20 protein-coding genes are annotated in these 21,813 nt (G+C 70.1%); 15 read left to right on the top strand and 5 right to left on the bottom strand.

The features are described 5' to 3' along the window. Positions 1-180 precede the first annotated feature (180 nt). The 6 genes from ACWCQ6_RS14580 (at position 181) to ACWCQ6_RS14605 (ending at position 6,394) form a co-directional block, all read left to right on the top strand. A complete protein-coding gene (locus ACWCQ6_RS14580) occupies positions 181-1,290 on the top strand; it encodes an NAD(P)H-dependent flavin oxidoreductase (protein ID WP_451089007.1) in 1,110 nt (369 codons plus the stop codon). Continuing rightward, a complete protein-coding gene (locus ACWCQ6_RS14585; protein ID WP_451089009.1) occupies positions 1,287-2,837 on the top strand; it encodes an acyl-CoA synthetase in 1,551 nt (516 codons plus the stop codon). Before ACWCQ6_RS14580 ends, ACWCQ6_RS14585 begins: the two co-directional genes overlap by 4 nt. Positions 2,838-2,897: 60 nt before the next feature. Beyond that, positions 2,898-4,004, top strand: coding sequence for a calcium:proton antiporter (locus tag ACWCQ6_RS14590; RefSeq protein WP_451089011.1), 1,107 nt, complete (start codon positions 2,898-2,900; stop codon positions 4,002-4,004). Positions 4,005-4,134: 130 nt separating this feature from the next. Beyond that, positions 4,135-5,634, top strand: coding sequence for an acyl-CoA synthetase (locus ACWCQ6_RS14595; protein WP_451089013.1), 1,500 nt, complete (start codon positions 4,135-4,137; stop codon positions 5,632-5,634). Positions 5,635-5,714: 80 nt separating this feature from the next. Next, the gene (locus ACWCQ6_RS14600; protein WP_451089015.1) at positions 5,715-6,008 is read left to right on the top strand and encodes an ArsR/SmtB family transcription factor; all 294 of its coding nucleotides are present in this window, start codon (positions 5,715-5,717) and stop codon (positions 6,006-6,008) included. Then, positions 6,005-6,394 carry a VOC family protein gene (locus ACWCQ6_RS14605; protein WP_451089017.1) on the top strand — a complete coding sequence of 130 codons (390 nt, stop codon included), beginning with the start codon at positions 6,005-6,007 and terminating at the stop codon, positions 6,392-6,394. The genes ACWCQ6_RS14600 and ACWCQ6_RS14605 overlap by 4 nt, the downstream gene beginning before the upstream one ends. Positions 6,395-6,475: 81 nt before the next feature. On the opposite strand, the gene paaK is transcribed toward ACWCQ6_RS14605, so the two are convergent. Beyond that, positions 6,476-7,765, bottom strand: a complete 1,290-nt coding sequence (gene paaK / locus ACWCQ6_RS14610; RefSeq protein WP_451089019.1) for a phenylacetate--CoA ligase PaaK — start codon at positions 7,763-7,765, stop codon at positions 6,476-6,478. 172 nt (positions 7,766-7,937) lie between these two features. Here paaK and ACWCQ6_RS14615 point away from each other — a divergent pair, with 172 nt between their 5' ends. Beyond that, positions 7,938-9,461: an alpha/beta fold hydrolase gene (locus ACWCQ6_RS14615; RefSeq protein WP_451089021.1), complete on the top strand. Its 1,524-nt coding sequence runs from the start codon at positions 7,938-7,940 to the stop codon at positions 9,459-9,461. A 7-nt stretch (positions 9,462-9,468) separates the two neighbouring features. On the opposite strand, the gene ACWCQ6_RS14620 is transcribed toward ACWCQ6_RS14615, so the two are convergent. Beyond that, positions 9,469-11,097: an FAD-dependent monooxygenase gene (locus ACWCQ6_RS14620; protein ID WP_451089023.1), complete on the bottom strand. Its 1,629-nt coding sequence runs from the start codon at positions 11,095-11,097 to the stop codon at positions 9,469-9,471. 266 nt (positions 11,098-11,363) lie between these two features. Here ACWCQ6_RS14620 and ACWCQ6_RS14625 point away from each other — a divergent pair, with 266 nt between their 5' ends. The 7 genes from ACWCQ6_RS14625 (at position 11,364) to ACWCQ6_RS14655 (ending at position 16,670) form a co-directional block, all read left to right on the top strand. Beyond that, the gene (locus ACWCQ6_RS14625) at positions 11,364-12,485 is read left to right on the top strand and encodes a SchA/CurD-like domain-containing protein (RefSeq protein WP_451089025.1); all 1,122 of its coding nucleotides are present in this window, start codon (positions 11,364-11,366) and stop codon (positions 12,483-12,485) included. Between the two features lie 76 nt (positions 12,486-12,561). After that, a complete protein-coding gene (locus ACWCQ6_RS14630; protein ID WP_451089027.1) occupies positions 12,562-12,996 on the top strand; it encodes a cupin domain-containing protein in 435 nt (144 codons plus the stop codon). Continuing rightward, positions 12,993-14,261, top strand: a complete 1,269-nt coding sequence (locus ACWCQ6_RS14635) for a beta-ketoacyl-[acyl-carrier-protein] synthase family protein (protein ID WP_451089029.1) — start codon at positions 12,993-12,995, stop codon at positions 14,259-14,261. Before ACWCQ6_RS14630 ends, ACWCQ6_RS14635 begins: the two co-directional genes overlap by 4 nt. Then, positions 14,258-15,508: a ketosynthase chain-length factor gene (locus tag ACWCQ6_RS14640; protein ID WP_451089031.1), complete on the top strand. Its 1,251-nt coding sequence runs from the start codon at positions 14,258-14,260 to the stop codon at positions 15,506-15,508. Before ACWCQ6_RS14635 ends, ACWCQ6_RS14640 begins: the two co-directional genes overlap by 4 nt. Before the next feature lie 15 nt (positions 15,509-15,523). Then, complete coding sequence (locus tag ACWCQ6_RS14645; protein WP_072484754.1) at positions 15,524-15,781, top strand: acyl carrier protein; 258 nt, start codon at positions 15,524-15,526, stop codon at positions 15,779-15,781. Between the two features lies 1 nt (position 15,782). Then, on the top strand, positions 15,783-16,262 hold the full coding sequence (locus ACWCQ6_RS14650) for an SRPBCC family protein (RefSeq protein WP_451089034.1): 480 nt from the start codon (positions 15,783-15,785) through the stop codon (positions 16,260-16,262). A gap of 75 nt (positions 16,263-16,337) precedes the next feature. Next, entirely contained in the window at positions 16,338-16,670 is a 333-nt protein-coding gene (locus ACWCQ6_RS14655; RefSeq protein WP_451089036.1) for a TcmI family type II polyketide cyclase, read from the top strand. 75 nt (positions 16,671-16,745) lie between these two features. Here the strand turns inward: ACWCQ6_RS14655 and ACWCQ6_RS14660 are convergent, their stop codons facing one another. From ACWCQ6_RS14660 to ACWCQ6_RS14670, 3 genes are all read right to left on the bottom strand, one after another. Next, entirely contained in the window at positions 16,746-17,822 is a 1,077-nt protein-coding gene (locus ACWCQ6_RS14660) for a methyltransferase (protein WP_451089038.1), read from the bottom strand. Between the two features lie 35 nt (positions 17,823-17,857). Continuing rightward, complete coding sequence (locus tag ACWCQ6_RS14665; RefSeq protein WP_451089040.1) at positions 17,858-18,925, bottom strand: right-handed parallel beta-helix repeat-containing protein; 1,068 nt, start codon at positions 18,923-18,925, stop codon at positions 17,858-17,860. Positions 18,926-19,037: 112 nt separating this feature from the next. Continuing rightward, positions 19,038-20,666 (bottom strand): acyl-CoA synthetase, encoded by a 1,629-nt coding sequence (locus ACWCQ6_RS14670; protein ID WP_451089042.1) that lies wholly within the window; start codon positions 20,664-20,666, stop codon positions 19,038-19,040. Positions 20,667-20,998: 332 nt separating this feature from the next. On the opposite strand from ACWCQ6_RS14670, the gene ACWCQ6_RS14675 reads away from it, so the two are divergent. Further along, positions 20,999-21,799 (top strand): crotonase/enoyl-CoA hydratase family protein, encoded by an 801-nt coding sequence (locus ACWCQ6_RS14675; RefSeq protein WP_451089044.1) that lies wholly within the window; start codon positions 20,999-21,001, stop codon positions 21,797-21,799. The last annotated feature ends 14 nt before the right edge of the window (positions 21,800-21,813 follow it).

Genomic DNA, 21,813 nt, shown 5'->3' on the forward strand with positions numbered 1-21,813 from the left:
GGAACCCCTTCCTGCTGCGTGAAAGTAACTTTCGAAATTTCGTCCGACAATGAAACTTCCTGCCGCCGCAGAGATTACTGTCACCCCCGCCGTCGCGGAGGCCCTCTGCGTCACAAAGAATCTGACACTGCATCAGAAAATCTCTTCCCTCGGGTGACCGGCTGCGGCATCCTGCCGCCCATGGAGACGGAGCTGAGCAAGAAACTGGGAGTCGAGCACGCCATCTTCGGCTTCACGCCGTTCCCCGCGGTGGCCGCGGCCATCACCCGGGCCGGCGGGTTCGGCGTACTCGGCGCGGTCCGCTACACCGCCCCCGACGACCTCGCGCGCGACCTCGACTGGATGCAGGAGCACACGGACGGCAAGCCGTACGGCCTCGATGTCGTCATGCCCGCGAAGAAGGTGGAGGGGGTGACCGAGGCCGACGTCGAGGCGATGATCCCGGCCGGACACCGTCAGTTCGTCCAGGACACCCTCGCCAAGCACGGTGTCCCCGAACTCCCCGAGGGCGAGTCGTCCGGCTGGCGCATCACCGGCTGGATGGAGGAGGTCGCCCGAAACCAGCTCGATGTCGCCTTCGACTACCCCATCCGGCTCCTCGCCAACGCCCTCGGGTCACCGCCCCCCGACGTCGTCGGGCGCGCCCACGACCGGGGCGTGCTCGTCGCCGCCCTCGCCGGGAGCGCCAAGCACGCCCGCCACCACGCCGAAGCGGGCATCGACATCGTCGTCGCCCAGGGGTACGAGGCGGGCGGCCACACCGGCGAGATCGCCTCCATGGTCCTGGTCCCGGACGTCGTCGACGCCGTCGGGCCGCTGCCCGTCCTCGCCGCCGGCGGCATCGGCAGCGGCGAGCAGATCGCCGCCGGACTCGCCCTCGGCGCCCAGGGCGTCTGGCTCGGCTCCCTCTGGCTGACCACCGAGGAGGCGGACCTCCACTCCCGCGCGCTGACCCGCAAACTCCTCGCCGCCGGCTCCGGGGACACCGTCCGCTCCCGCGCCCTCACCGGCAAACCCGCACGCCAGCTCCGTACCGAGTGGACCGACGCCTGGGACGACCCGGCCGGGCCCGGCACGCTGCCCATGCCGCTCCAGGGGCTGCTGGTGGCCGAGGCCGTGTCCCGCATCCAGAAGTACGAGACCGGCGCGCTGCTCGGCACCCCTGTCGGCCAGATCGTCGGCCGGATGAACAGCGAACGCAGCGTACAGGCCGTCTTCGACGACCTGACCCGCGGCTTCGAGCGCGCCGTGGACCGCATCAACCGCATCGCCGGACGGAGCACCTCATGAGTCAGCAGCCCAACGGCTTCTGGGCCCAGGCCACCGCCGACCCCGACCGCACGGTCCTGACCGCCCCCGACGGCGAGAGCTGGACGGCGGGCCGGCTGCACGCCGCCGCCAACCGCCTCGTCCACGGACTGCGGGCGGCCGGACTGCGAAGGGGCGACGCGTTCGCGGTCGTGCTGCCCAACGGCGTCGAGTTCTTCACCGCCTATCTCGCCGCCTCCCAGGCCGGCCTCTACCTCGTACCCGTCAACCACCACTTCGTCGGCCCCGAGATCGCCTGGATCGTCTCCGACTCCGGCGCCAAGGTGCTCATCGCCCACGAGCGGTTCGCGCAGGCCGCGACCGAGGCCGCCGACGAGGCGGAGCTGCCGGCCGCCCAGCGCTACGCCGTGGGCACGGTCGACGGCTTCCGCCCCTACGCCGAACTGCTCGAAGGGCAGCCCGGACACGTCCCGGACGACCGCACCCTGGGCTGGGTCATGAACTACACCTCGGGCACCACGGGCCGCCCGCGCGGCATCCGCCGACCGCTCTCCGGCAGACTCCCCGAGGAGAGCCACCTCGGCGGATTCCTCGGCATCTTCGGCATCAAACCGTTCGACGGCAACGTCCACCTGGTCTGCTCGCCGCTCTACCACACCGCCGTTCTGCAGTTCGCGGGCGCGTCCCTGCACATCGGACACCCACTGGTGCTGATGGACCGATGGACGCCCGAGGAAATGCTCCGGCTCATCGACACCCACCGCTGCACCCACACACACATGGTCCCGACCCAGTTCCACCGCCTCCTCGCCCTTCCCGACGAGGTCAGACGGCGCTACGACGTCACCGCCATGCGGCACGCCATCCACGGTGCCGCGCCCTGCCCCGACCACGTCAAACGCGCCATGATCGACTGGTGGGGGAGATGTGTCGAGGAGTACTACGCGGCCAGCGAGGGCGGCGGCGCCTTCGCCACCGCCGAGGACTGGCTGAAGAAACCGGGCACGGTCGGCAGGGCCTGGCCGATCAGCGAACTCGCCGTCTTCGACGACGACGGCAAGCAGCTGCCGCCCGGCGAGCTCGGCACCGTCTACATGAAGATGAACACCGGCGGCTTCAGCTATCACAAGGACGAGACGAAGACGAGGAAGAACCGCATCGGCGACTTCTTCACCGTCGGCGACCTCGGCATCCTCGACGAGGACGGCTACCTCTTCCTCCGCGACCGCAAGATCGACATGATCATCTCCGGCGGGGTGAACATCTACCCCGCCGAGATCGAGGGTGCCCTCCTCGGCCACCCCGCCGTCGCCGACGTCGCCGTCTTCGGCATCCCGCATCCCGACTGGGGCGAGGAGGTCAAGGCGGTCGTCGAACCGGCCCCGGGACACGAGGCGGGCCACGAGCTCGCCGCCGGGATCCTGCACCACTGCGAACGGCATCTCGCCGGGTACAAGCGCCCCGGAAGCATCGACTTCATCGAAGCGATGCCCCGCGACCCCAACGGCAAGCTCTACAAGCGGCGGCTGCGCGACCCGTACTGGGAAGGACACACCCGGGCCGTGTGACCCGCCGTCCGGCCGCCGCCCGACGAGCGCCCCCGTTCCGGCTCTGGCAGGGTGTGGCCCATGAACGCGCGCGCTACGGCCCGGTCACTGGCGACCCGGTGGACGGTGGTCGTGCCGATCGTGGCCGCGCTCGCGCTGGTCCTGAGCTGGGGACGGGAGCTCCCGGCGTTCGCCGTCGCCATGGTCGCGCTCTGTCTCGCGGGCGCCGTCCTGGCCGCCGTCCACCACGCCGAGGTCATCGCCCACCGGGTCGGGGAACCGTTCGGCTCGCTCGTCCTGGCCGTCGCCGTCACCGTGATCGAAGTGGCCCTCATCGTCACCCTGATGGTGGGCGGCGGCCCCAAGACGTCCGCGCTCGCTCGCGACACCGTCTTCGCCGCGGTGATGATCACCTGCAACGGCATTGTCGGACTGTCCCTGCTCGTGGGCGCCGTTCGCAGCCACGTCGTCGTCTTCAACGCCGAGGGCTCCGGGGCCGCCCTCGCGACCGTCGCCACACTCGCCACCCTCAGCCTGGTCCTGCCGACCTTCACCGTCGGCAAACCGGGCCCCGAATTCTCCAGTGCCCAGCTGACCTTCGCCGCCGTCGCCTCACTCCTCCTGTACGGGCTGTTCGTCGCCGTGCAGACGGTGCGGCACCGCGAGTACTTCCTGCCCCTGACCCCGGAGGGCACGCTCAAACCGGAGGAGCACCAGGCCCCGCTGCCCGGCCGGGGGGCCACCGCCCTGAGCCTGGCGATGCTGCTGATCGCGCTCGTCGCGGTCGTCGGTGACGCCAAGTCCGTATCGCCGGCCATCGAGTCCGGGGTCGAGGCGGCCGGGCTGCCCCAGGCGGTGGTCGGTGTCGTCATCGCGTTGCTGGTGCTGCTGCCGGAGACCCTGGCGGCGGTGCGGGCCGCCCGTCGCGAACGCTTCCAGACCAGTCTCAACCTCGCCCTCGGATCGGCGATGGCGAGCATCGGCCTGACCATCCCGGCCATCGCCCTCGCCACGGTCTGGCTCGAGGGCCCGCTCCATCTCGGCCTCGGCGCCACCCACATGGTGCTGCTCGCACTCACCGTGATGGTCGGCGCGCTGACCGTCGTACCGGGACGGGCCACGCTGCTCCAGGGTGGCGTCCATCTGTCGATCTTCGCAGCGTTCGTCTTCCTCGCGATCAGTCCCTGATGCCTGGGGCGTGTTTCGAAAGTCCCGTCTGGCCGGGGGCCCGCCCTCCGGGCGGACGACGCCACTTCCGAAGCACACCCCTGGCGCGGAACCCTTGACCCCCCGCGTTCCGGCCGCACAGGATCACGCCATGACAGGTGTACGGAGCAGCACAGTCGACGGAGTCCTGGCGCGCAGCGCCCGGCGCAGCCCGGAGCACACCGCTCTGCGCTACGCGGACAGGTCATGGACGTACGCGGAGCTCGACACGGCCGTCGGCACCGCCGCCGCCGTCCTCACCGGCGAGCACGGACTGCGCTTCGGCGACCGGGTCGCCTGCTACGCGCACAACTCCGACGCCTATCTCATCGGCTACCTCGGCTGTGCCCGCGCGGGCCTGGTCCATGTGCCGGTCAACCAGAACCTCACCGGTGACGATCTCACCTACATCCTGGAGCAGTCCGGCAGCTCCCTCGTTCTCACCGACCCGGACATCGCCGGCCGGATTCCGGCCGCGTTCCCCGTACGCGCGCTGCGCGACGCACCGGACTCCCTCCTGGCGGCAACCGACATCCCTCGCCCCTTCGCCCCGGAACACGAACCGGGAGCGGGAGACCTCGTCCAGTTGCTCTACACCTCGGGCACCACCGCGCTGCCCAAGGGCGCGATGATGACCCACGGTGCGCTCGTGCACGAGTACGTGAGCGCGATCACGGCGCTCGGTCTGCGGGACACCGACCGGCCCGTCCACTCGCTGCCGCTCTACCACTCCGCGCAGATGCACGTATTCCTGCTGCCCTACCTCGCGGTCGGGGCGCAGAACACCATCCTCGACGCACCCGACGCCGACCGGATCTTCGACCTCGTGGAGTCGGGGCAGGCCGACAGCGTCTTCGCCCCGCCGACCGTCTGGATCGGCATCTCCCAGCACCCCGGCTTCGCCACCCGCGAACTCGGCGGCCTGCGCAAGGCGTACTACGGTGCGTCGATCATGCCCGTACCGGTACTGGAACGGCTGCGCGAACGGCTGCCCGCGCTCGCCTTCTACAACTGCTTCGGGCAGAGCGAGATCGGCCCGCTCGCAACCGTCCTCGGCCCGGACGAGCACGAGGGCCGGATGGAGTCCTGCGGCAGGCCCGTCCTCTTCGTCGAGGCCCGGGTCGTCGGCGAGGACGGCAAGGAGGTCCCCGACGGTACGGCCGGTGAAATGGTCTACCGGTCGCCCCAGTTGTGCGAGGGCTACTGGGACAGGCCCGAGGAGACGGCGGAGGCCTTCCGCGACGGCTGGTTCCACTCCGGCGACCTCGCGGTGCGCGACGCCGACGGCTTCTTCACCGTCGTCGACCGGGTGAAGGACGTCATCAACTCCGGCGGTGTCCTCGTCGCCTCCCGGCAGGTCGAGGACGCCCTCTACAGCCACCCCGCCGTCGCCGAGGCCGCGGTGATCGGGCTGCCGGACGAGCGCTGGATCGAGGCCGTCACCGCCGTCGTCGTGCTGCGCGGTGACGCGACGGCGGCCGAACTCGTCGACCACGCCCGCGAGCGGCTGGCCCACTTCAAGGCCCCGAAGAAGGTCCTCTTCGTGGACGAACTGCCGCGCAACGCCAGCGGGAAGATCCTCAAGCGGGAGCTGCGCGACCGGTTCGCGTGACGGGCCGCCTCCGGTCCCCCGGCTCGGACCTCACCCCGAATGAGTTGATAGGCAAGTCATGGCTTGCCTATGGTGGGGTCATGGCGGAGGATGTCTTCAAGGCGCTGGCCGACCCCACCCGTCGGCGCATCCTGGACGAGCTGGTGGAACGGGACGGCCAGACGCTGTTCGAGATCTGCACCCGGCTGGTGACCAAACACGGCCTGGGGCTGTCCCGCCAGGCGATCAGTCAGCACCTGGCCGTACTGGAATCGGCGGGCCTGGTCCTTTCGCGACGCCAGGGCCGCTACAAGTTCCACGACCTGAACACCGAACCCCTTGAGCGCATCGTGACCCGGTGGCTCAGGCCCGATGCACCGGAGAACAGCCCATGAGGATCCACCTGTCCAGCGTATTCGTCGACGACCAGGACAAGGCCCTGCGCTTCTACACCGAGGTGCTGGGCTTCGTGAAGAAGCACGACGTCCCGCTGGGCGAGGCCCGGTGGCTGACCGTGGTGTCGCCGGAGGACCCCGACGGCACGGAGCTGCTGCTCGAACCCTCCGGCCATCCCGCGGTGCAGCCGTACAAGACGGCGCTGGTCGAGGACGGCATCCCGGCCACCTCCTTCGCGGTGGACGACGTACCCGCGGAGTTCGACCGGCTGCGCGGGCTCGGGGTGCGCTTCACCCAGGAGCCGCTGGAGATGGGACCGGTCACCACCGCGGTTCTGGACGACACCTGCGGCAACCTGATCCAGATCGTGCACAGCCGGCAGTGACCCGGCGCGGCCGCCGGCCGAGGGCCCGGGCATCCGGGCAGCTCGCGCCGGCGGCGGCGGACGGCAGTGCGACGACGGGTCCTAACGCCCGCCGCGCTCGTCCACGATCCGCTTGAACTTGCCGACCGACCGCTCCAGCGTCTCCGGATCGACGATCTCGACCGCGACCGACACCCCGATCCCGTCCTTGACGGCCGCCGTGATCGACGCCGCGGCCTCCGCCCGCTGTTCCGGGGTGGCCCCCGCCCGCGCCTCCGCCCGCACGGTCAGCGCGTCGAGACGGCCCTCGCGGGTCAGCCGCAACTGGAAGTGCGGCGCCACGCCCGGTGTGCGCAGCACGATCTCCTCGATCTGGGTCGGGAAGAGATTCACGCCGCGCAGGATCACCAGATCGTCGCTGCGCCCGGTCACCTTCTCCATCCGCCGGAACACCCGGGCCGTGCCCGGCAGCAGCCGGGTCAGGTCCCGGGTCCGGTAGCGGATCACCGGCATGGCCTCCTTGGTGAGCGAGGTGAAGACCAGCTCGCCCTCCGCACCCTCGGGCAGCACCTCGCCGGTGAACGGATCCACGACCTCTGGATAGAAGTGATCCTCCCAGATGTGCAGGCCGTCCTTCGTCTCGACGCACTCCTGCGCCACACCGGGCCCCATCACCTCCGAGAGGCCGTATATGTCGACCGCGTCGATCGCGAACCGCTCCTCGATCTCGCGCCGCATCTCCTCCGTCCACGGCTCGGCGCCGAAGATCCCGACCTTCAGCGAGGTCGTACGCGGATCGACCCCCTGCCGTTCGAACTCGTCGAGGAGGGTCAGCATGTACGAGGGAGTCACCATGATGATCTCGGGACGGAAGTCCTGGATCAGCTGGACCTGGCGGGCGGTCATGCCTCCGGAGGCGGGGACGACCGTGCAGCCGAGCCGTTCCGCCCCGTAGTGCGCGCCGAGTCCGCCGGTGAACAGCCCGTACCCGTACGCCACGTGGACCTTGTGTCCGGGCCGGCCGCCGGCGGCCCGGATGGAGCGGGCGACCACGTCGGCCCAGGTGTCGAGGTCCCGCTGGGTGTAGCCCACGACGGTCGGGCGGCCCGTCGTCCCGCTGGACGCGTGGATCCGGCGTACGCGCTCCTCGGGGACGGCGAACATGCCGAAGGGGTAGTTGTCCCGCAGGTCGGCCTTGGTCGTGAAGGGGAAACGGGCGAGATCGGCGAGAGTCCGGCAGTCGTCGGGACGCAGCCCGGCCTTGTCGAAGGCGGCCCGGTAGTGGCCGACGTTCTCGTACGCGTGGTGCAGCGTGGCCCGCAGTCGTTCCAGCTGGAGTGCTTCCAGCTCGTCCCGGCCCAGTCGTTCCGCCTCGTCCAGCAGAAACGTCATCCGGATCTCCCTCTTCCGAGCAGGCGACCGATCATTCGGTCGATCTTTCGAGAGTAGTAATTCAGGATGTCCCGTCACCTGGCAAGAGGGGTGACGCAGCTCGTCCGCATCGCGGATTCGCTCATACCGAACATGGGTGCGCCTCCCGTAGGGCCCTGTTTGGATGGCGGGCATGCCGATCTTCCACGCATACGACGGGACCGAACTCTCCTACCGCCTTCTGGGGGAGGGCGCACCGCTGATCTGTCTGCCCGGCGGCCCGATGCGGGCCGGGGCATACCTGGGGGACCTCGGCGGGCTCAGTGCCCACCGGCGGCTCGTGGTGCCGGATCCGCGCGGCGCCGGGGACTCCGCGGTGCCGGACGACCCGACGGCCTACCGTTGCGACCGGCTGGTCGACGACATCGAGGCGCTGCGCCAACACCTCGGCGAGGAACGCATCGACCTGCTCGCACACTCCGCTGCCGGGAACCTGGCCGCGCTCTACGCCGCGCGGTACCCGGAGCGGCTGCGTACGCTCATCCTCGTCACCCCCGGCACCCTGGCGGTCGGCATCGAGGCCACCGAACGGGACTGGCACGAGGCGAGCGAACTCCGGCGCGGCGAACCGTGGTACCCGGCCGCACGGGCCGCCCTGGACGACTTGCTGGCGGGCAGCGCCTCGGACGACGTCCGGGCCGCGGTCGCGCCGCTCACCTACGGGCGCTGGGACGAGGCCGCCCGCGCCCATGCCGCCGCCGGGCCCGGACAGACCAACTCCGCTGCCGCAGCCTTCTATTACGGGGACGGAGCCTTCGACCCGGCCGCCACCGTCGCCGCGCTCGCAGCGGTCACCGCACCCGTGCTCGTCCTCGCGGGGGAGTACGACGGAGGCCCGACCCCGGACCGCGCCGCCGAACTGGTCGCGCTCTTCCCGAACGCCGAGTTCGTCGTGCAGCGCGGTGCCGCGCACTTCCCGTGGCTGGACGACCCGGGCGCCTTCGTCCGTACCGTGGCGGCCTTCCTCGACCCGGACGTGCTCAGCGTGCAGGCCGGTGGCACCCGGCTGGCCCACCGGGTGTGGGGGGACCCGTCGGCCCCGCCCGTCGTGCTCGTCCACGGCCGCTGCGGCGACAGCCGGACCTGGATCGCGATCGCCGAGCATCTCGCGGCCGAACACCGGGTGTACGCCTTCGACTTCCGCGGCCACGGGCTCAGCGACTGGCCCGGCCGCTACTCCTTCGAGCTGTTCCGGGACGATCTGCACGCCTTCCTGGAGGTCCGCAACCTGGCGGGAGCCACCGTGATCGGGCACTCCATGGGAGCCGCTGCCGCCTATCTGCTCGCCGAGCGGGAACCCGGGCTGATCGGCCGGCTCGTCCTGGAGGAGGTACCGCCGCCGTTCCCGCTCGATCCGCCGCGCACCCCCGCCCAACGGCCGGATGAGGAGCTGGACTTCGACTGGCCGGTGGTGCCGTCGACCGACGCCCAGCTGAACGAACCGGACCCTGCCTGGCAGGAACGCCTCGGTGAGATCACCGCCCCGACCCTCGTCATCGGCGGCGGCCCCACCAGCCAGATCGCCCAGGAGAGACTGGTCTGGCTGGCAGGGCGGATACCCGGCGGCCGGTTCGTCACCATCGACGCCGGACACCTTGTCCACACCGAGAGACCTGATGAATTCCTCGTGGAGATACGGAAGTTCGGTCTTTCCTGAGTCTTAGTCAGGAACGGTGCAGCAGGGTGGTCAGGACCTCGTGGAGGGTGCTCTCGGCATCCGCTGCGGGGCCCGTCGACCGCCAGGCCACGAAACCGTCGGGACGCACCAGGACGGCACCCTCGGACGTCGTCCCGTGGAGCGCGGCCCAGTCCGCGCCGTTCTCCGGCTCCAGATCGGCGCCCGGACCGATGCCGTACGCCTGGAGCCGGATGGAGAGCCGATCGGTGACCCGTGCCGCCGCCCGGTGCCAGGCCACGTCCTCACCGTCCGTGAGCAGCACCATCGTCTGCTCGTACAGATCCAGTGTGGACTTGCGCTCGCCGCCCTGATGGACCCACAGATGCGGTGCGCGACTGCCTGGCTCCCCATTCAACTGCACCCCCTGCGGCACCACCGGCTGCTCGGGGTCGGTGCCCAGCACCGCGCCCCGGACATAGCGGTAGCCCAGCGCCACACTGAGCATGCCGCCCTGCTTCCCGCCGCCCACTCCGGGGGCCGCGGAGTACCCCGGGTGACTGTGCTCGCTGGAGCGCGCCGAAGCCCGTGCGCTCGTCGCCCGCGCCACCGGCAGCCGCTCCGCCTCATACGTGTCCAGCAGCCCCGGACCCGCCTCGCCCTTCAGCACGGTGGCCAGCTTCCAGGCCAGGTTGTGCGCGTCCTGGATACCGGTGTTGGAGCCGAACGCACCGGTGGGGGACATCTCGTGGGCCGAGTCACCGGCGAGGAATACCCGCCCGGAGGAGTACCGTTCGGCGACCCGTTCCGCCGCGTGCCACGGAGCCTTGCCGGTGATCTCGATGTCGATGCCCGGAGCGCCCACCGCCGTACGGATGTGATCGGCACACCGCTCGTCGGTGAAGTCCTCGAGGGTTTCGCCGAGTTCAGGCTTCCATGGTGCGTGGAACACCCAGTCCTTCTTGTTGTCGACCGGCAACAGGGCACCGTCCGCAGCGGGGTTGGTGAGATAGCAGACGATGAAGCGCCGGTCGCCCAGCACATCGGCGAGCTTCCGGGAGCGGAAGGTGATGCTGACGTTGTGGAAGAGGTCGCCGGGCCCCGTCCGGCCGATGCGCAGCTGGTCGCGGATGGGGCTGCGCGGCCCGTCGGCCGCGATGAGGTAGTCCGCGCGCACACTGATGTGCTCGCCGGTCTCCCGGTTCTTCAGCGCCGCGTCCACCCCTGACGAGTCTTGGCCGAAGCTCTGCATCTCGGTGGAGAAACGCAGATCACCGCCCTGCTCCCGGGCCTGCTTCAGCAGCACCGGCTCCAGGTCGTTCTGGCTGCACAGGCACCAGCCGGTCGGGCTGAACCGGGCGATCCCGCCCCCCGGGTCGATCTCCTTGAACAGCCACTCCTGGTCGTCCCCGGTGAGCGAACCGGCTTGCAGGATCCCGTGGTTGTCGGCGAGGACCGAGGCCGCCCGCCGGATGCCCGCCTCGGCACCCGCCGTACGGAACACCTCCATCGTGCGGACGTTGTTGCCGCGACCGCGTGGGTGTGTCGAAGTGGCCCGGTGCTTCTCGACCAGCAGGTGCTCGATCCCGAGCCGGCCGAGGAAGACCGAGGCGGACAGACCCACCAGGGAGCCGCCCACGATGAGGACCGGTACGCGAATGTCGACGTTCTCGTTCATCAGTTGCTCCAGCTCGGACGCCGTTCCGTTGCATTGTTCAATGCCCTGGTGAGAGCGGTTCGGACGGCTGCTCACCTGAACGGTTCATAAATCTCGCGCCACCCGGACCAGCGTTTCACGATCGGTCACGGAGACGGCCCGCGGCCTTGGGGGCGGACCATTCGCGTCCGCCGGGAGAGTCCCCGCTCCGAATCCACTCGCCAACCGACGGTTGACGGCATGCCACCCGGGTCGGCCCACGAAACCGTCTTGAAGGAGATCGAAAGATGACCACCACCCTCTCGGAACGGATCTCCCAGTCCGCCTTCGACGGTTCCCGGCTGCGCGTCGTGCTGCTGCTGGATCTCTACGACGGAGCCCAGAAGGAGTTCCTGGAGGCGTACGAGCACCTGCGCAACCAGGTGGCGTCCGTTCCCGGACACATCAGCGACCAGCTGTGCCAGTCCATCGAGAATCCCTCCCAATGGCTGATCACCAGCGAGTGGGACAGTGCACCACCCTTCCTCGCCTGGGTGAACAGCGAGGAGCACGTCGCGACGGTCCAGCCGCTGCACAACTGCGTGCGCGACACCCGCTCGCTGCGCTTCAGCGTCCTGCGGGAGACCGGGAAGGCCTTCGAGATGGCGCCCGAGACGGCCAAGGGCCGCCTCCAGGCGTCCCCGCGCCTGGGCGACGGGGTGGTGCGCCACGCGCTCACCTTCACCGTCAAGCCGGGCACCGAGGACGTCGTGGCGAAGATCCTGGCCGACTACGACTCCCCGAACGCACGGGTCGACGAGGACACCCGGCTGCGCCGCACCTCGCTCTTCATGCACGGGAATCGCGTCGTGCGGGCCGTCGAGGTCGAGGGCGACCTGCTCGCCGCCCTGCGTCACGTCGCCCGGCAGCCCGAGGTCAGGGCCGTCGAAGAGGCCATCAACCCGTATCTGGAGCAGGACCGGGACCTCAGCGACCCGGACTCCGCCCGGATGTTCTTCACCCGTGCGGCGCTCCCGACCGTCCACCACGTGACCGCCGGCCGGCACAAGGCGGAGGACATCCGCCGCCACGCCCTCTTCTACCAGGCCAAGGAAGGCTGCGGCATGGCCCTCGCCCGGATCCTCGCCGAGCACGACGAGGAGGCTGCCGACGACCCGGCGAGCATCATCGACAGCAGCACCATCTTCCAGCGCGACGACGTCGTCGTCCGCCTCCTCGAAGCGGTCGAGCCGGTCGACGCGCAGCCCGCACAGGCGCTGGGCATCGACGGCCCCGGCAAGGTGGCCAGACTCGGTCGCCTCCTCGACGGCGGCGGCAACGCCGTGCCCGCGGACGAGCAGGACGTCTCGCGCTTCCTCGAGCAGTCCGAGATGACCCTGATCACGGATCGGCGGGCCATGGAGTCCTGAACCGCGCATCCGCACCCTGGGGGGTTCTCGCTCAACCCGTCAACACAACGCGCAATGCGCCAGGAGGAATGCAGTCATGACCACGCACCGGCCACGCATCGTGGATCTCAGCGAGACGCAGCCCAACTGCAGGCGCGGAGGGGATCTTCGCGCCATGCTCACGCCGACGGCGGTAGGAGCCACCAGCGGCTTCATGGGGCTGGCGATCGTTCAGCCCGGCGACCGCATCGGCGAGCACTACCACCCGTACTCCGAGGAGTTCGTGTACGTCGTGAACGGTCTGCTGGAAGTGGACCTGGACGGCGAACCGCACCGGATGCGGCCCGACCAGGGTCTGCTGATCCCTCCCCATGTACGCCACCGATTCCGCAACGTGGGCGATGTCGAGGCACGCATGGTCTTCCACCTCGGCCCGCTCGCCCCGCGTCCGGAGCTCGGCCACGTCGACACCGAGCACACCGAATCCGCCGACCGCGTCACGCCGCCGGAACGAACGGAGGCCGCCTCATGACCCGCCGGGTGGCGGTCACCGGCGTCGGCGTCGTCGCCCCCGGCGGCATCGGCGCACCGGCCTTCTGGGACCTCCTCGCGAACGGCCGCACCGCGACCAGGGGCATCACGCTCTTCGATCCGGCCGGCTTTCGCTCCCGGATCGCCGCCGAGTGCGACTTCGACCCGGCGGCGCACGGACTGGACGCCGACACCGTCGAACGCTCGGACCGCTACATCCAGTTCGCGATGGTGGCCGCCAGGGAGGCCCTCGGCGACGCCGGTCTCGACCCGGAGAAGGTGGACCCCTGGCGGATGGGGGTGTCGCTGGGCACCGCGGTCGGCGGCACCACCCGGCTGGAGCACGACTACGTCGCCGTCAGTGAGAGCGGTGCCCGTTGGGACGTCGACCACCGCTCGGCCGGCCCCCACCTGGAGCGGGCCTTCTCACCCAGCTCCCTCGCCTCGGCGGTGGCCGAGCAGGTCGGCGCGCACGGCCCGGTGCAGACCGTCTCCACGGGCTGCACCTCCGGCCTCGACGCGATCGGGTACGCCTTCCAGTCCATCGAGGAGGGCCGCGTCGACGTGTGCGTCGCCGGAGCGTCCGACTCCCCGATCACCCCGATCACCGTGGCGTGCTTCGACGCGATCAAGGCCACGTCGCCCAACAACGACGACGCCGAGCACGCCTCGCGGCCGTTCGACGCACGCCGCGACGGCTTCGTGATGGGCGAGGGCGGAGCGGTCCTCGTCCTGGAGGAGCTGGAGCACGCCCGTGCCCGCGGTGCCACCGTCTACTGCGAGATCGCGGGCTACGCCACCTTCGGCAACGCCTACCACATGACCGGGCTGACCCCCGAGGGCCTGGAGATGGCCGAGGCGATCAACCGGGCGCTGGGCCATGCCCGGATGGACGGCTCGCAGATCGACTACGTCAACGCGCACGGCTCCGGCACCAAGCAGAACGACCGGCACGAGACGGCCGCCGTGAAGCGGGCACTGGGCGCGCACGCCTTCGACATCCCGATGAGTTCGATCAAGTCCATGGTCGGCCACTCGCTGGGGGCCATCGGCGCGATAGAGATCGCGGCCTGTGTACTCGCCCTGGAGCACCAGACGGTGCCGCCGACGGCGAACTACGAGCGTCCCGACCCCGAATGCGACCTCGACTACGTGCCGCGCACCGCGCGTCCACTGAAGCTGCGCAGCGTCCTCTCGGTGGGCAGCGGCTTCGGCGGCTTCCAGTCCGCGGTGGCCCTGACCCGTACAGGTGGGAGGACACCATGAGAACCCGCAAAGCCCGGCGCACCGTCGTCACCGGCATCGGTGTGGTCGCCCCCAACGGCAACAACACCGAGGCCTTCTGGAAACGGACGCACGAAGGAATGAGCGTCCTGGACCGGGTCACCCGCGAGGGCTGCGAGCACCTGCCCCTGCGGGTCGCGGGAGAGGTGCGGGGATTCGAGGCGGTCGAGCTGATCGAGGAGCGCTTCCTCGTCCAGACCGACAAGTTCACGCATTTCGCGATGGCCGCCGCGGACATCGCGCTGGACGACGCCCGGCTCGGCCGGGCCGACTACGAGAAATCCCCCTTCGACGTCGGTGTGGTGACCGCCGCCGGTTCCGGCGGCGGCGAATTCGGCCAGCGCGAGCTCCAGCGGCTCTGGGGGCAGGGCTCCACCTATGTGGGGCCGTACCAGTCCATCGCATGGTTCTACGCGGCCAGCACCGGCCAGATCTCCATCCGCGGCGGCTTCAAGGGGCCGTGCGCGGTCGTGGCCAGCGACGAGGCCGGTGGTCTGGACGCGCTGGCGCACGCCGCCCGTTCCATCCGTGGCGGTACCGAGGCGGTGGTGGTCGGGGCCGCCGAGGCCCCGCTGGCGCCCTACTCGGTCGTCTGCCAGCTCGGGTACGCGGATCTGAGCACCGTCGAGGACCCCGCCCGCGCCTACCGGCCGTTCACCTCGGATGCCTGCGGCTTCGTGCCGGCCGAGGGCGGCGCCATGCTGGTGGTCGAGGAGGAGCAGTCGGCGCTCCGGCGCGGCGCCAAGGTCCGGGCCGAACTCGCCGGGCATGCCGCCACGTTCACCGGGGCAGCCAGATGGGAGGAGTCCCGGGAGGGCCTCGCCCAGGCGATCATCGGCGCGCTGCGGGAGGCCGACTGCGCACCGGACGAGATCGATGTCGTCTTCGCGGACGCCCTCGGCGTACCCCTGGCCGACCGTGCGGAGGCGCTGGCGATCGCCGACGCCCTCGGCGCGCACGGCAAGCGGGTCCCGGTGACGGCGCCCAAGACCGGTATCGGGCGCGCCTACTGCGGTGCACCGGTGCTGGACGCGGCCGCCGCGGTGCTCTCCATGGAGAACGCGCTCATACCGCCCACCCCGAACGTCTACGAGGTGTGCCACGACCTCGACGTGGTCACCGGCAGCGCCCGCCCCGCCGAACTGCGCACGGCGCTGGTGCTCAGCCGCGGGCTCATGGGTTCGAACTCGGCGATGGTGCTGCGGCGCTCCAACGACCCCCAAATGTGAGAAGGAGAAGTCCTCATGACCGACCGACTGACGTACACGGAACTCGCCGTCCTGATGAAGAAGGGCGCCGGAGTCACCGTCGACCCGCGCGACATGGAGCAGCGCCCCGGTTCGGCCTTCGACGAGTACGGCCTCGACTCGCTGGGCCTCCTCGGGATCGTTGGCGTCCTGGAGAACCGGCACGGCCGGGCGCTGCCGGCTGACGCCGACCGTTGCAAGACCCCCCAGGAATTCCTCGACCTCGTCAACAACAGCCTCATGACAGGAGCCTGACGTGCCCGGACACACCGAGAACGAGATCACCATCGCCGCCCCCCTGGACCTGGTCTGGGACGTGACGAACGATCTGGAGAGCTGGCCGCAGCTGTTCAGCGAGTACGCCGCGGTCGAGATCATCGAGAAGGACGGCGACAGCACCACCTTCCGTCTGACGATGCACCCCGACGAGAACGACAAGGTGTGGAGCTGGGTCTCCGAGCGGACCGTGAACCGTGCCGAGCGCACCGTCCGTGCCCGCCGTGTAGAGCCCGGTCCCTTCCAGCACATGAACATCCGCTGGGAGTACTCGGAGGTTCCCGGCGGCACCAAGATGCACTGGACCCAGGACTTCGCGATGCGTCCCGACGCACCTGTCGACGACGCCTGGATGACCGACAACATCAACCGCAACTCCAAGGTCCAGATGGAGCTGATCCGGGACAAGATCGAGCAGCGGGCCCGGGAGCGCCGCACCGCCTCGGTCGGGGCCAACTGACCTGCCATCCGACCATGGTTGGGCACCCGGCCTCGGGGCCGGGTGCCCAACCGGGAACCAGAAAGGCATCTCCCGATGCATCATGCTCTGATCGTCGCCCGGATGGCCCCGGGTTCGGCGCCGGACATCGCCAATCTGTTCGCGGCTTCCGACAGCGGCGAACTGCCGCACCTCGTCGGCGTCACCAGGCGCAAGCTCTTCCAGTTCGGCGATGTGTATCTGCACCTGATCGAGTCGGAGAACCCGCCCGGCCCCGAGATCGCGAAGGTGACCCAGCACCCCGAGTTCAAGGACATCAGCGAGAAGCTCACCGCCTATGTGAGCGCATACGACCCGCAGACCTGGCGCAGTCCCAAGGACGCCATGGCCCACGAGTTCTACCGGTGGGAGCGGGATACCCCCGCCTGAGACCGTCAGATCGCCCCGGGTCCGGCCCTTCGGCCGGACCCGGGGCGATCTGACGTCGTGCCCGGGGAACGGTGATCAGCCGGGGACCACGCACTCGAAGGCGTGGAGATAGGCGTTGACCGGGACGACGTCACCGATCAGCAGCCCGGCGTCCGAGATCCGGGTGACCAGGCTCTCCCTGGTGTGCTTCGCACCGCCGACGTTGAGGAGCAGCAGCAGGTCCATCGCGGTGGTGAACCGCATCGAGGGGGTGTCGTCGACGAGGTTCTCGATGACGACGACCCTGGCTCCCGGGCGGGCCGCCGAGACGACGTTGCGCAGCGTCCGGCGGGTGCTGTCGTCGTCCCACTCCAGGATGTTCTTGATGATGTAGAGGTCGGCCTCGACGGGGATGGCCTCGCGGCAGTCCCCGGCGACGACACGGGTCCGGTCGACGAGCGCGCCCCCGTCCCGCAGCCGGGCGTCCGCCCTCGCCACCACGCCCGGCAGGTCCATCAGGGTGCCGTGGAGTGCCGGGTCCTTCTCCAGCAGGCTCGCCAGTACGTGCCCCTGGCCGCCGCCGATGTCGGCGACCGTGGTCACCCCGGAGAGGTCGAGGAGTTCGGCGACGTCCAGCGCGGACTGCATGCTGGAGGTGGTCATCGCGCGGTTGAAGATCTGTGCGGACTCGTGGGCGTCCTGGTGGAGGTAGTCGAAGAACCCCTTGCCGTGCACGTCCGCGAAGACGCTTTCGCCGGTGCGCACCGCGTCGTCGAGGTGCGGCCAGACGTCCCAGGTCCAGGGCTCGGTGCACCACAGCGAGATGTAGCGCAGGCTGTTGGGGTCGTCCTCGCGCAGCAGGCGCGACATCTCGGTGTGGGCGAACTGCCCGTCCGGGGTCTCGGTGAAGATTCCGTAGCAGGACAGGGCGCGCAGCAGCCGCCGCAGCGGCGCCGGCTCGGCCTTCACCAGTGCCGCGAGTTCCTGTGCCGTCGCGGGCGTCTCGCCCAGCGCGTCGGCGACGCCCAGACGGGCGGCGGCGCGCACGGCGGCGGCCCTGGCCGCGCCGAAGACGAGCTCACGCAGCTGCATGGCCGGCTGCGGGGGAGTGACGGGGTGCGGGAGGGCGGCGTGTACGGGGGTGGGTGTGGGGGTGGGGCTCACAGTGGTCATGCTGTTTCGCTTCTCCTCGTGCGGGGGTGCACCGGTCAGCACATCCCGGCCGGTGCGGACTTGGTGCAGACGTTGTCGGTGAACGTGTTGCCCTTACCGGTGTCCCCATTGGCGAGGTCGGCCGGCTTGTTGCCGAGCACGACATTGCCGCTGATGGTGTTGCCGGTGTTCTTGGCGCCCACGAAGCTCTTGAACAGGACGACACCGCCGGACATCGGGGTGGTGCCGGAGTTGTCGCGGATGGTGTTGGCGCGCACCACGGTGTCCGCGGCGCCGGTGAGCACGATGCCGGAGCCCTGGAGGGCCGAGAGCCGTTCGGTCGCGGGGCAGAATTTGTTGTTGCCCTTGATCTCGTTGGACTCGACCGTCATCGCTCCGGCCTGCGGCTTGCCCTCGTCGCCCACGACGAACACACCGGTGCAGTTGCCGGTGAAGCTGTTGCCGTGCACCGACAGGTTGCGCACCCGCCTGGCGGTGAAGCCGATCCGGTTGTCGGTGAGTGTGTTGTCCTGGAGCTCGGTGCCCCTGGTGTCGGTGGCGCCGCCCTCCTCGTCCACGGTGTTGGCGACGAAGATGCCCGCGTCGCCGTTGGCACGGGCGATGTTGGCCATGAACGCACCACGGGTGGAGCGCTCCTGGGCGATGCCCCAGACGCCGTTGTGTTCGGCGGTCACCCGCCGGACGGCCAGCCGGTCGGTCCAGGAGGCCCAGACGCCGTTCTTCTTGAAGCCGGAGACGGACAGCGAGTCGATGCGCACACCGTCCACGGTCCGGCCCGCCTTGCCCAGGACGCAGATTCCGCTGCCGGCCTTCGCGCAGGCACCGGCGGCCTTCGCGCCGGGCTCGGCCGGGCGCAGCACGGTCTGGCTGCCGGAGCCGCGCAGGGTGAGGTCGGGCTTGGTGATCAGGACGCTCTCCCGGTACGTGCCGGGCAGCAGGACGACGGTGTCACCCGGCTGGGCGGCGTCCACCGCCTTCTGGATCGACTGGCCCGGACGGACCACGTGAGAGCCCGTGGCCGAGGCGGACGGCATGGACATTCCGCAACCCGCGGCCGAGAGGACCGCGACCGCGCCAAGGATTGTGATGTTTCGTTTCCTCATGAGCCGAAGTTATGGGCGATCCCTCCCGGCGGCCACATAGGGTGAGCGGATGGGTTCGGAGCGTGCCCGAATGGCTTACTGCGGAACCTCCGCGCGGCGGCCGGGCCCGCCTTCATTCCCCGGGTTCGGGCCGGGGTGCGACGATCGAGCGGGCCCACCGGTAGTCGGCCTTGCCGCTCGGCGAGCGCTGGATCCGGCGGGTGATCACCAGCCGGCGGGGGATCTTGTAGCCCGCCAGACGGGTCCGGCAGTGGGCCTGGAGGTCGTCGAGCGTGGGTTCGGATGCCCCCTCGCGCAGCTGCACCACCGCCGCGACACGGTTGCCCCACCGGTCGTCGGGCGCCGCGGCGACCAACGCGTCGTACACGTCCGGATGGGCCTTCAGCGCCTGCTCGACCTCCTCGGGGTAGACCTTCTCGCCCCCGGTGTTGATGCACTGCGAGCCGCGGCCGAGCACCGTGACGATGCCGTCCTCGTCGACCGTCGCCATGTCGCCGAGCAGGACCCATCGCTCCTCCCCCCGGCGGAAGAAGGTCTCCGCGGTCTTGCCGGGGTCGTTGTAGTACCCGAGTGGCACATGCCCGCGCTGGGCGATCCGCCCCGGCTCACCCGGGGCGACCGGCTCGTACGTCGCCGGATCGACCACCGCCGTACGGGAGTTGACCTGGAGCCTGAACCCCTTCTCCGGGCCCGAGTCGGCCGTCGCCGTGCCGTTGAACCCGGATTCCGACGAGCCGAAGTTGTTCAGCAGCATCACTGTCGGCACCAATTCCTGGAACTCCGCGCGCACCGAGTCCGACATGATCGCGCCCGAGCTGGACACGGAGAACAGCGACGAGCAGTCGGTTCCCTCCAGTGGGCCCTTCAGGGCGTCGATCAGCGGCCGCAGCATCGCGTCGCCCACCAGCGACACGCTGGTGACCTTCTCCTTCTCGATCGTACGGAGCACTTCCCGGGGCACGAACTTGCGGTGGACCACGACCCGCTGCCCGAAGTTGAAACCGATGAAGGCGGTGAGCGTCGAGGTGCCGTGCATCAGCGGGGGAGTGGGGAAGAAGGTGATCCCGTCACCGCCCGCGGCGACCCGCTCGGCCAGCTCCTGCGGGCTCTTCACCGGCTCACCGGTCGGCGCGCCGCCGCCCAGGCCGGAGAAGAAGAGGTCCTCCTGGCGCCACATCACCCCCTTGGGCATTCCGGTGGTGCCGCCGGTGTAGATGATGAACTGGTCGTCGGCCGACCGCGGCGGGAAGCCGCGCTCAGGGCTCCCGGCCGCCTCGGCATCGGTGAATGCGACGGCCTCGGGGCCCCGGACCCCCGCCTGCGGCGCGCCCACCCGCACCAGATGACGCAGGCCCGGTGCCTTCGGCGCGGCCGCCGCGACCCGTTCGTCGAACTCGGCGTCGAAGACCAGCGCGGCCAGATCGGCGTCGCGGTAGAGGTAGATCAACTCCTCTTCCACATAGCGGTAGTTCACATTGACGGGGACGATCCTGGCCTTGAGGCAGGCCAGCACGGTCTGGAGGTACTCGACCCCGTTGTAGAGGTGCAGCCCCAGATGCTCGCCCGGGGCGATGCCCGCCTCGATCAGATGGTGGGCGAGGCGGTTGGCCGCCGCGTCCAGCTCCGCGTACGTCAGCCGGCGCTCCGCGCCCGTGCCGGGGTGGTCGAGGTAGACGAGCGCCTCGCGTTCCGGGACCGCGTCGACGACCGACTCGAACAGGTCGGCAAGGTTGTACTCCACCGTTCCTCCTGACCCCGGAAGCTGACTGGCTCGGCGGTCATTAGAGCGCCGGGAGGCGCAACTGGGAAGAGGTGCCGTCGAGGAAATCTGACTAGCTGTCAGAAAACTATTGAACTGGGCCATCGCCTACTGCAACCTGTTCTAGTGCCGCTGCGGGCAACGTTTGCCGGTCAAGGAGCGGCGTCCGGTGCGTGCTCCCGGCGTGCCGGCCGGAAGCCCTCGTACTGGACGTACTCGGGCTTTCGTCCGGTGCGGCGAGAGTGCGTGCCGGGCGCCGCGACGGGGCGAACGTTGCCTGCCGCGGCACCAGGTCTTTGGACGGGAGGCGGACAATGGCTGGTACGGAACATCTCGCCGTGCGGCGCGAGGGCGCCACACTGGTGCTCACCCTGAACAGACCGGAGGCGAAGAACGCCTTGTCGCTGCCGATGCTGGTCGGGCTGTACGACGGCTGGCTGGCGGCGGACGAGGACGACACGATCCGCTCGGTCGTCCTGACCGGCGCGGGCGGTTGCTTCTGCGCCGGCATGGACCTCAAGGCCCTGGCGGGCAAGGGGATGGAGGGCGAGCAGTACCGGGACCGGATGACCGCCGACCCCGATCTGCACTGGAAGGCGATGCTGCGCCACCACCGCCCCCGCAAACCGGTCATCGCCGCCGTGGAGGGACACTGCGTCGCGGGCGGCACCGAGATCCTCCAGGGCACCGACATCCGGATCGCCGGAGCGGGTGCCACCTTCGGGCTCTTCGAGGTGCGGCGCGGGCTCTTCCCCATCGGCGGCTCGACGGTCCGGCTACCGCGCCAGATCGCCCGGACGCACGCACTCGAAATGCTCCTCACCGGACGCCCGTACAGTGCCGCGGAAGCCGCCGGTATCGGACTGATCGGCAGGGTCGTCCCCGACGGCACCGCGCTGGAGGAGGCCCTCGCCGTCGCCGAGCAGATCAACGCCTGCGGACCGCTCGCCGTCGAGGCCGTCAAGGCATCCGTGTACGAGACCGCCGAGATGACCGAGACCGAGGGACTGGCCGCCGAACTGAAACGCGGCTGGCCGATCTTCGCGACCGACGACGCCAAGGAAGGCGCCCGCGCCTTCGCCGATCAGCGCCCGCCCGTCTACCGGCGCGCCTGAGCCGAGGAGGTAAC

The sequence above is a fragment of the Streptomyces sp. NPDC001880 genome, from assembly GCF_053594575.1.

Excerpts from the sequence above, each read along its gene's own strand:
- ACWCQ6_RS14580 (WP_451089007.1), top strand. The coding sequence starts at position 181 with ATGGAGACGGAGCTGAGCAAGAAACTGGGAGTCGAGCACGCCATCTTC.
- ACWCQ6_RS14585 (WP_451089009.1), top strand. The coding sequence starts at position 1,287 with ATGAGTCAGCAGCCCAACGGCTTCTGGGCCCAGGCCACCGCCGACCCC.
- ACWCQ6_RS14590 (WP_451089011.1), top strand. The coding sequence starts at position 2,898 with ATGAACGCGCGCGCTACGGCCCGGTCACTGGCGACCCGGTGGACGGTG.
- ACWCQ6_RS14595 (WP_451089013.1), top strand. The coding sequence starts at position 4,135 with ATGACAGGTGTACGGAGCAGCACAGTCGACGGAGTCCTGGCGCGCAGC.
- ACWCQ6_RS14600 (WP_451089015.1), top strand. The coding sequence starts at position 5,715 with ATGGCGGAGGATGTCTTCAAGGCGCTGGCCGACCCCACCCGTCGGCGC.
- ACWCQ6_RS14605 (WP_451089017.1), top strand. The coding sequence starts at position 6,005 with ATGAGGATCCACCTGTCCAGCGTATTCGTCGACGACCAGGACAAGGCC.
- paaK (WP_451089019.1), bottom strand. The coding sequence starts at position 7,765 with ATGACGTTTCTGCTGGACGAGGCGGAACGACTGGGCCGGGACGAGCTG.
- ACWCQ6_RS14615 (WP_451089021.1), top strand. The coding sequence starts at position 7,938 with ATGCCGATCTTCCACGCATACGACGGGACCGAACTCTCCTACCGCCTT.
- ACWCQ6_RS14620 (WP_451089023.1), bottom strand. The coding sequence starts at position 11,097 with ATGAACGAGAACGTCGACATTCGCGTACCGGTCCTCATCGTGGGCGGC.
- ACWCQ6_RS14625 (WP_451089025.1), top strand. The coding sequence starts at position 11,364 with ATGACCACCACCCTCTCGGAACGGATCTCCCAGTCCGCCTTCGACGGT.
- ACWCQ6_RS14630 (WP_451089027.1), top strand. The coding sequence starts at position 12,562 with ATGACCACGCACCGGCCACGCATCGTGGATCTCAGCGAGACGCAGCCC.
- ACWCQ6_RS14635 (WP_451089029.1), top strand. The coding sequence starts at position 12,993 with ATGACCCGCCGGGTGGCGGTCACCGGCGTCGGCGTCGTCGCCCCCGGC.
- ACWCQ6_RS14640 (WP_451089031.1), top strand. The coding sequence starts at position 14,258 with ATGAGAACCCGCAAAGCCCGGCGCACCGTCGTCACCGGCATCGGTGTG.
- ACWCQ6_RS14645 (WP_072484754.1), top strand. The coding sequence starts at position 15,524 with ATGACCGACCGACTGACGTACACGGAACTCGCCGTCCTGATGAAGAAG.
- ACWCQ6_RS14655 (WP_451089036.1), top strand. The coding sequence starts at position 16,338 with ATGCATCATGCTCTGATCGTCGCCCGGATGGCCCCGGGTTCGGCGCCG.
- ACWCQ6_RS14660 (WP_451089038.1), bottom strand. The coding sequence starts at position 17,822 with ATGACCACTGTGAGCCCCACCCCCACACCCACCCCCGTACACGCCGCC.
- ACWCQ6_RS14665 (WP_451089040.1), bottom strand. The coding sequence starts at position 18,925 with ATGAGGAAACGAAACATCACAATCCTTGGCGCGGTCGCGGTCCTCTCG.
- ACWCQ6_RS14675 (WP_451089044.1), top strand. The coding sequence starts at position 20,999 with ATGGCTGGTACGGAACATCTCGCCGTGCGGCGCGAGGGCGCCACACTG.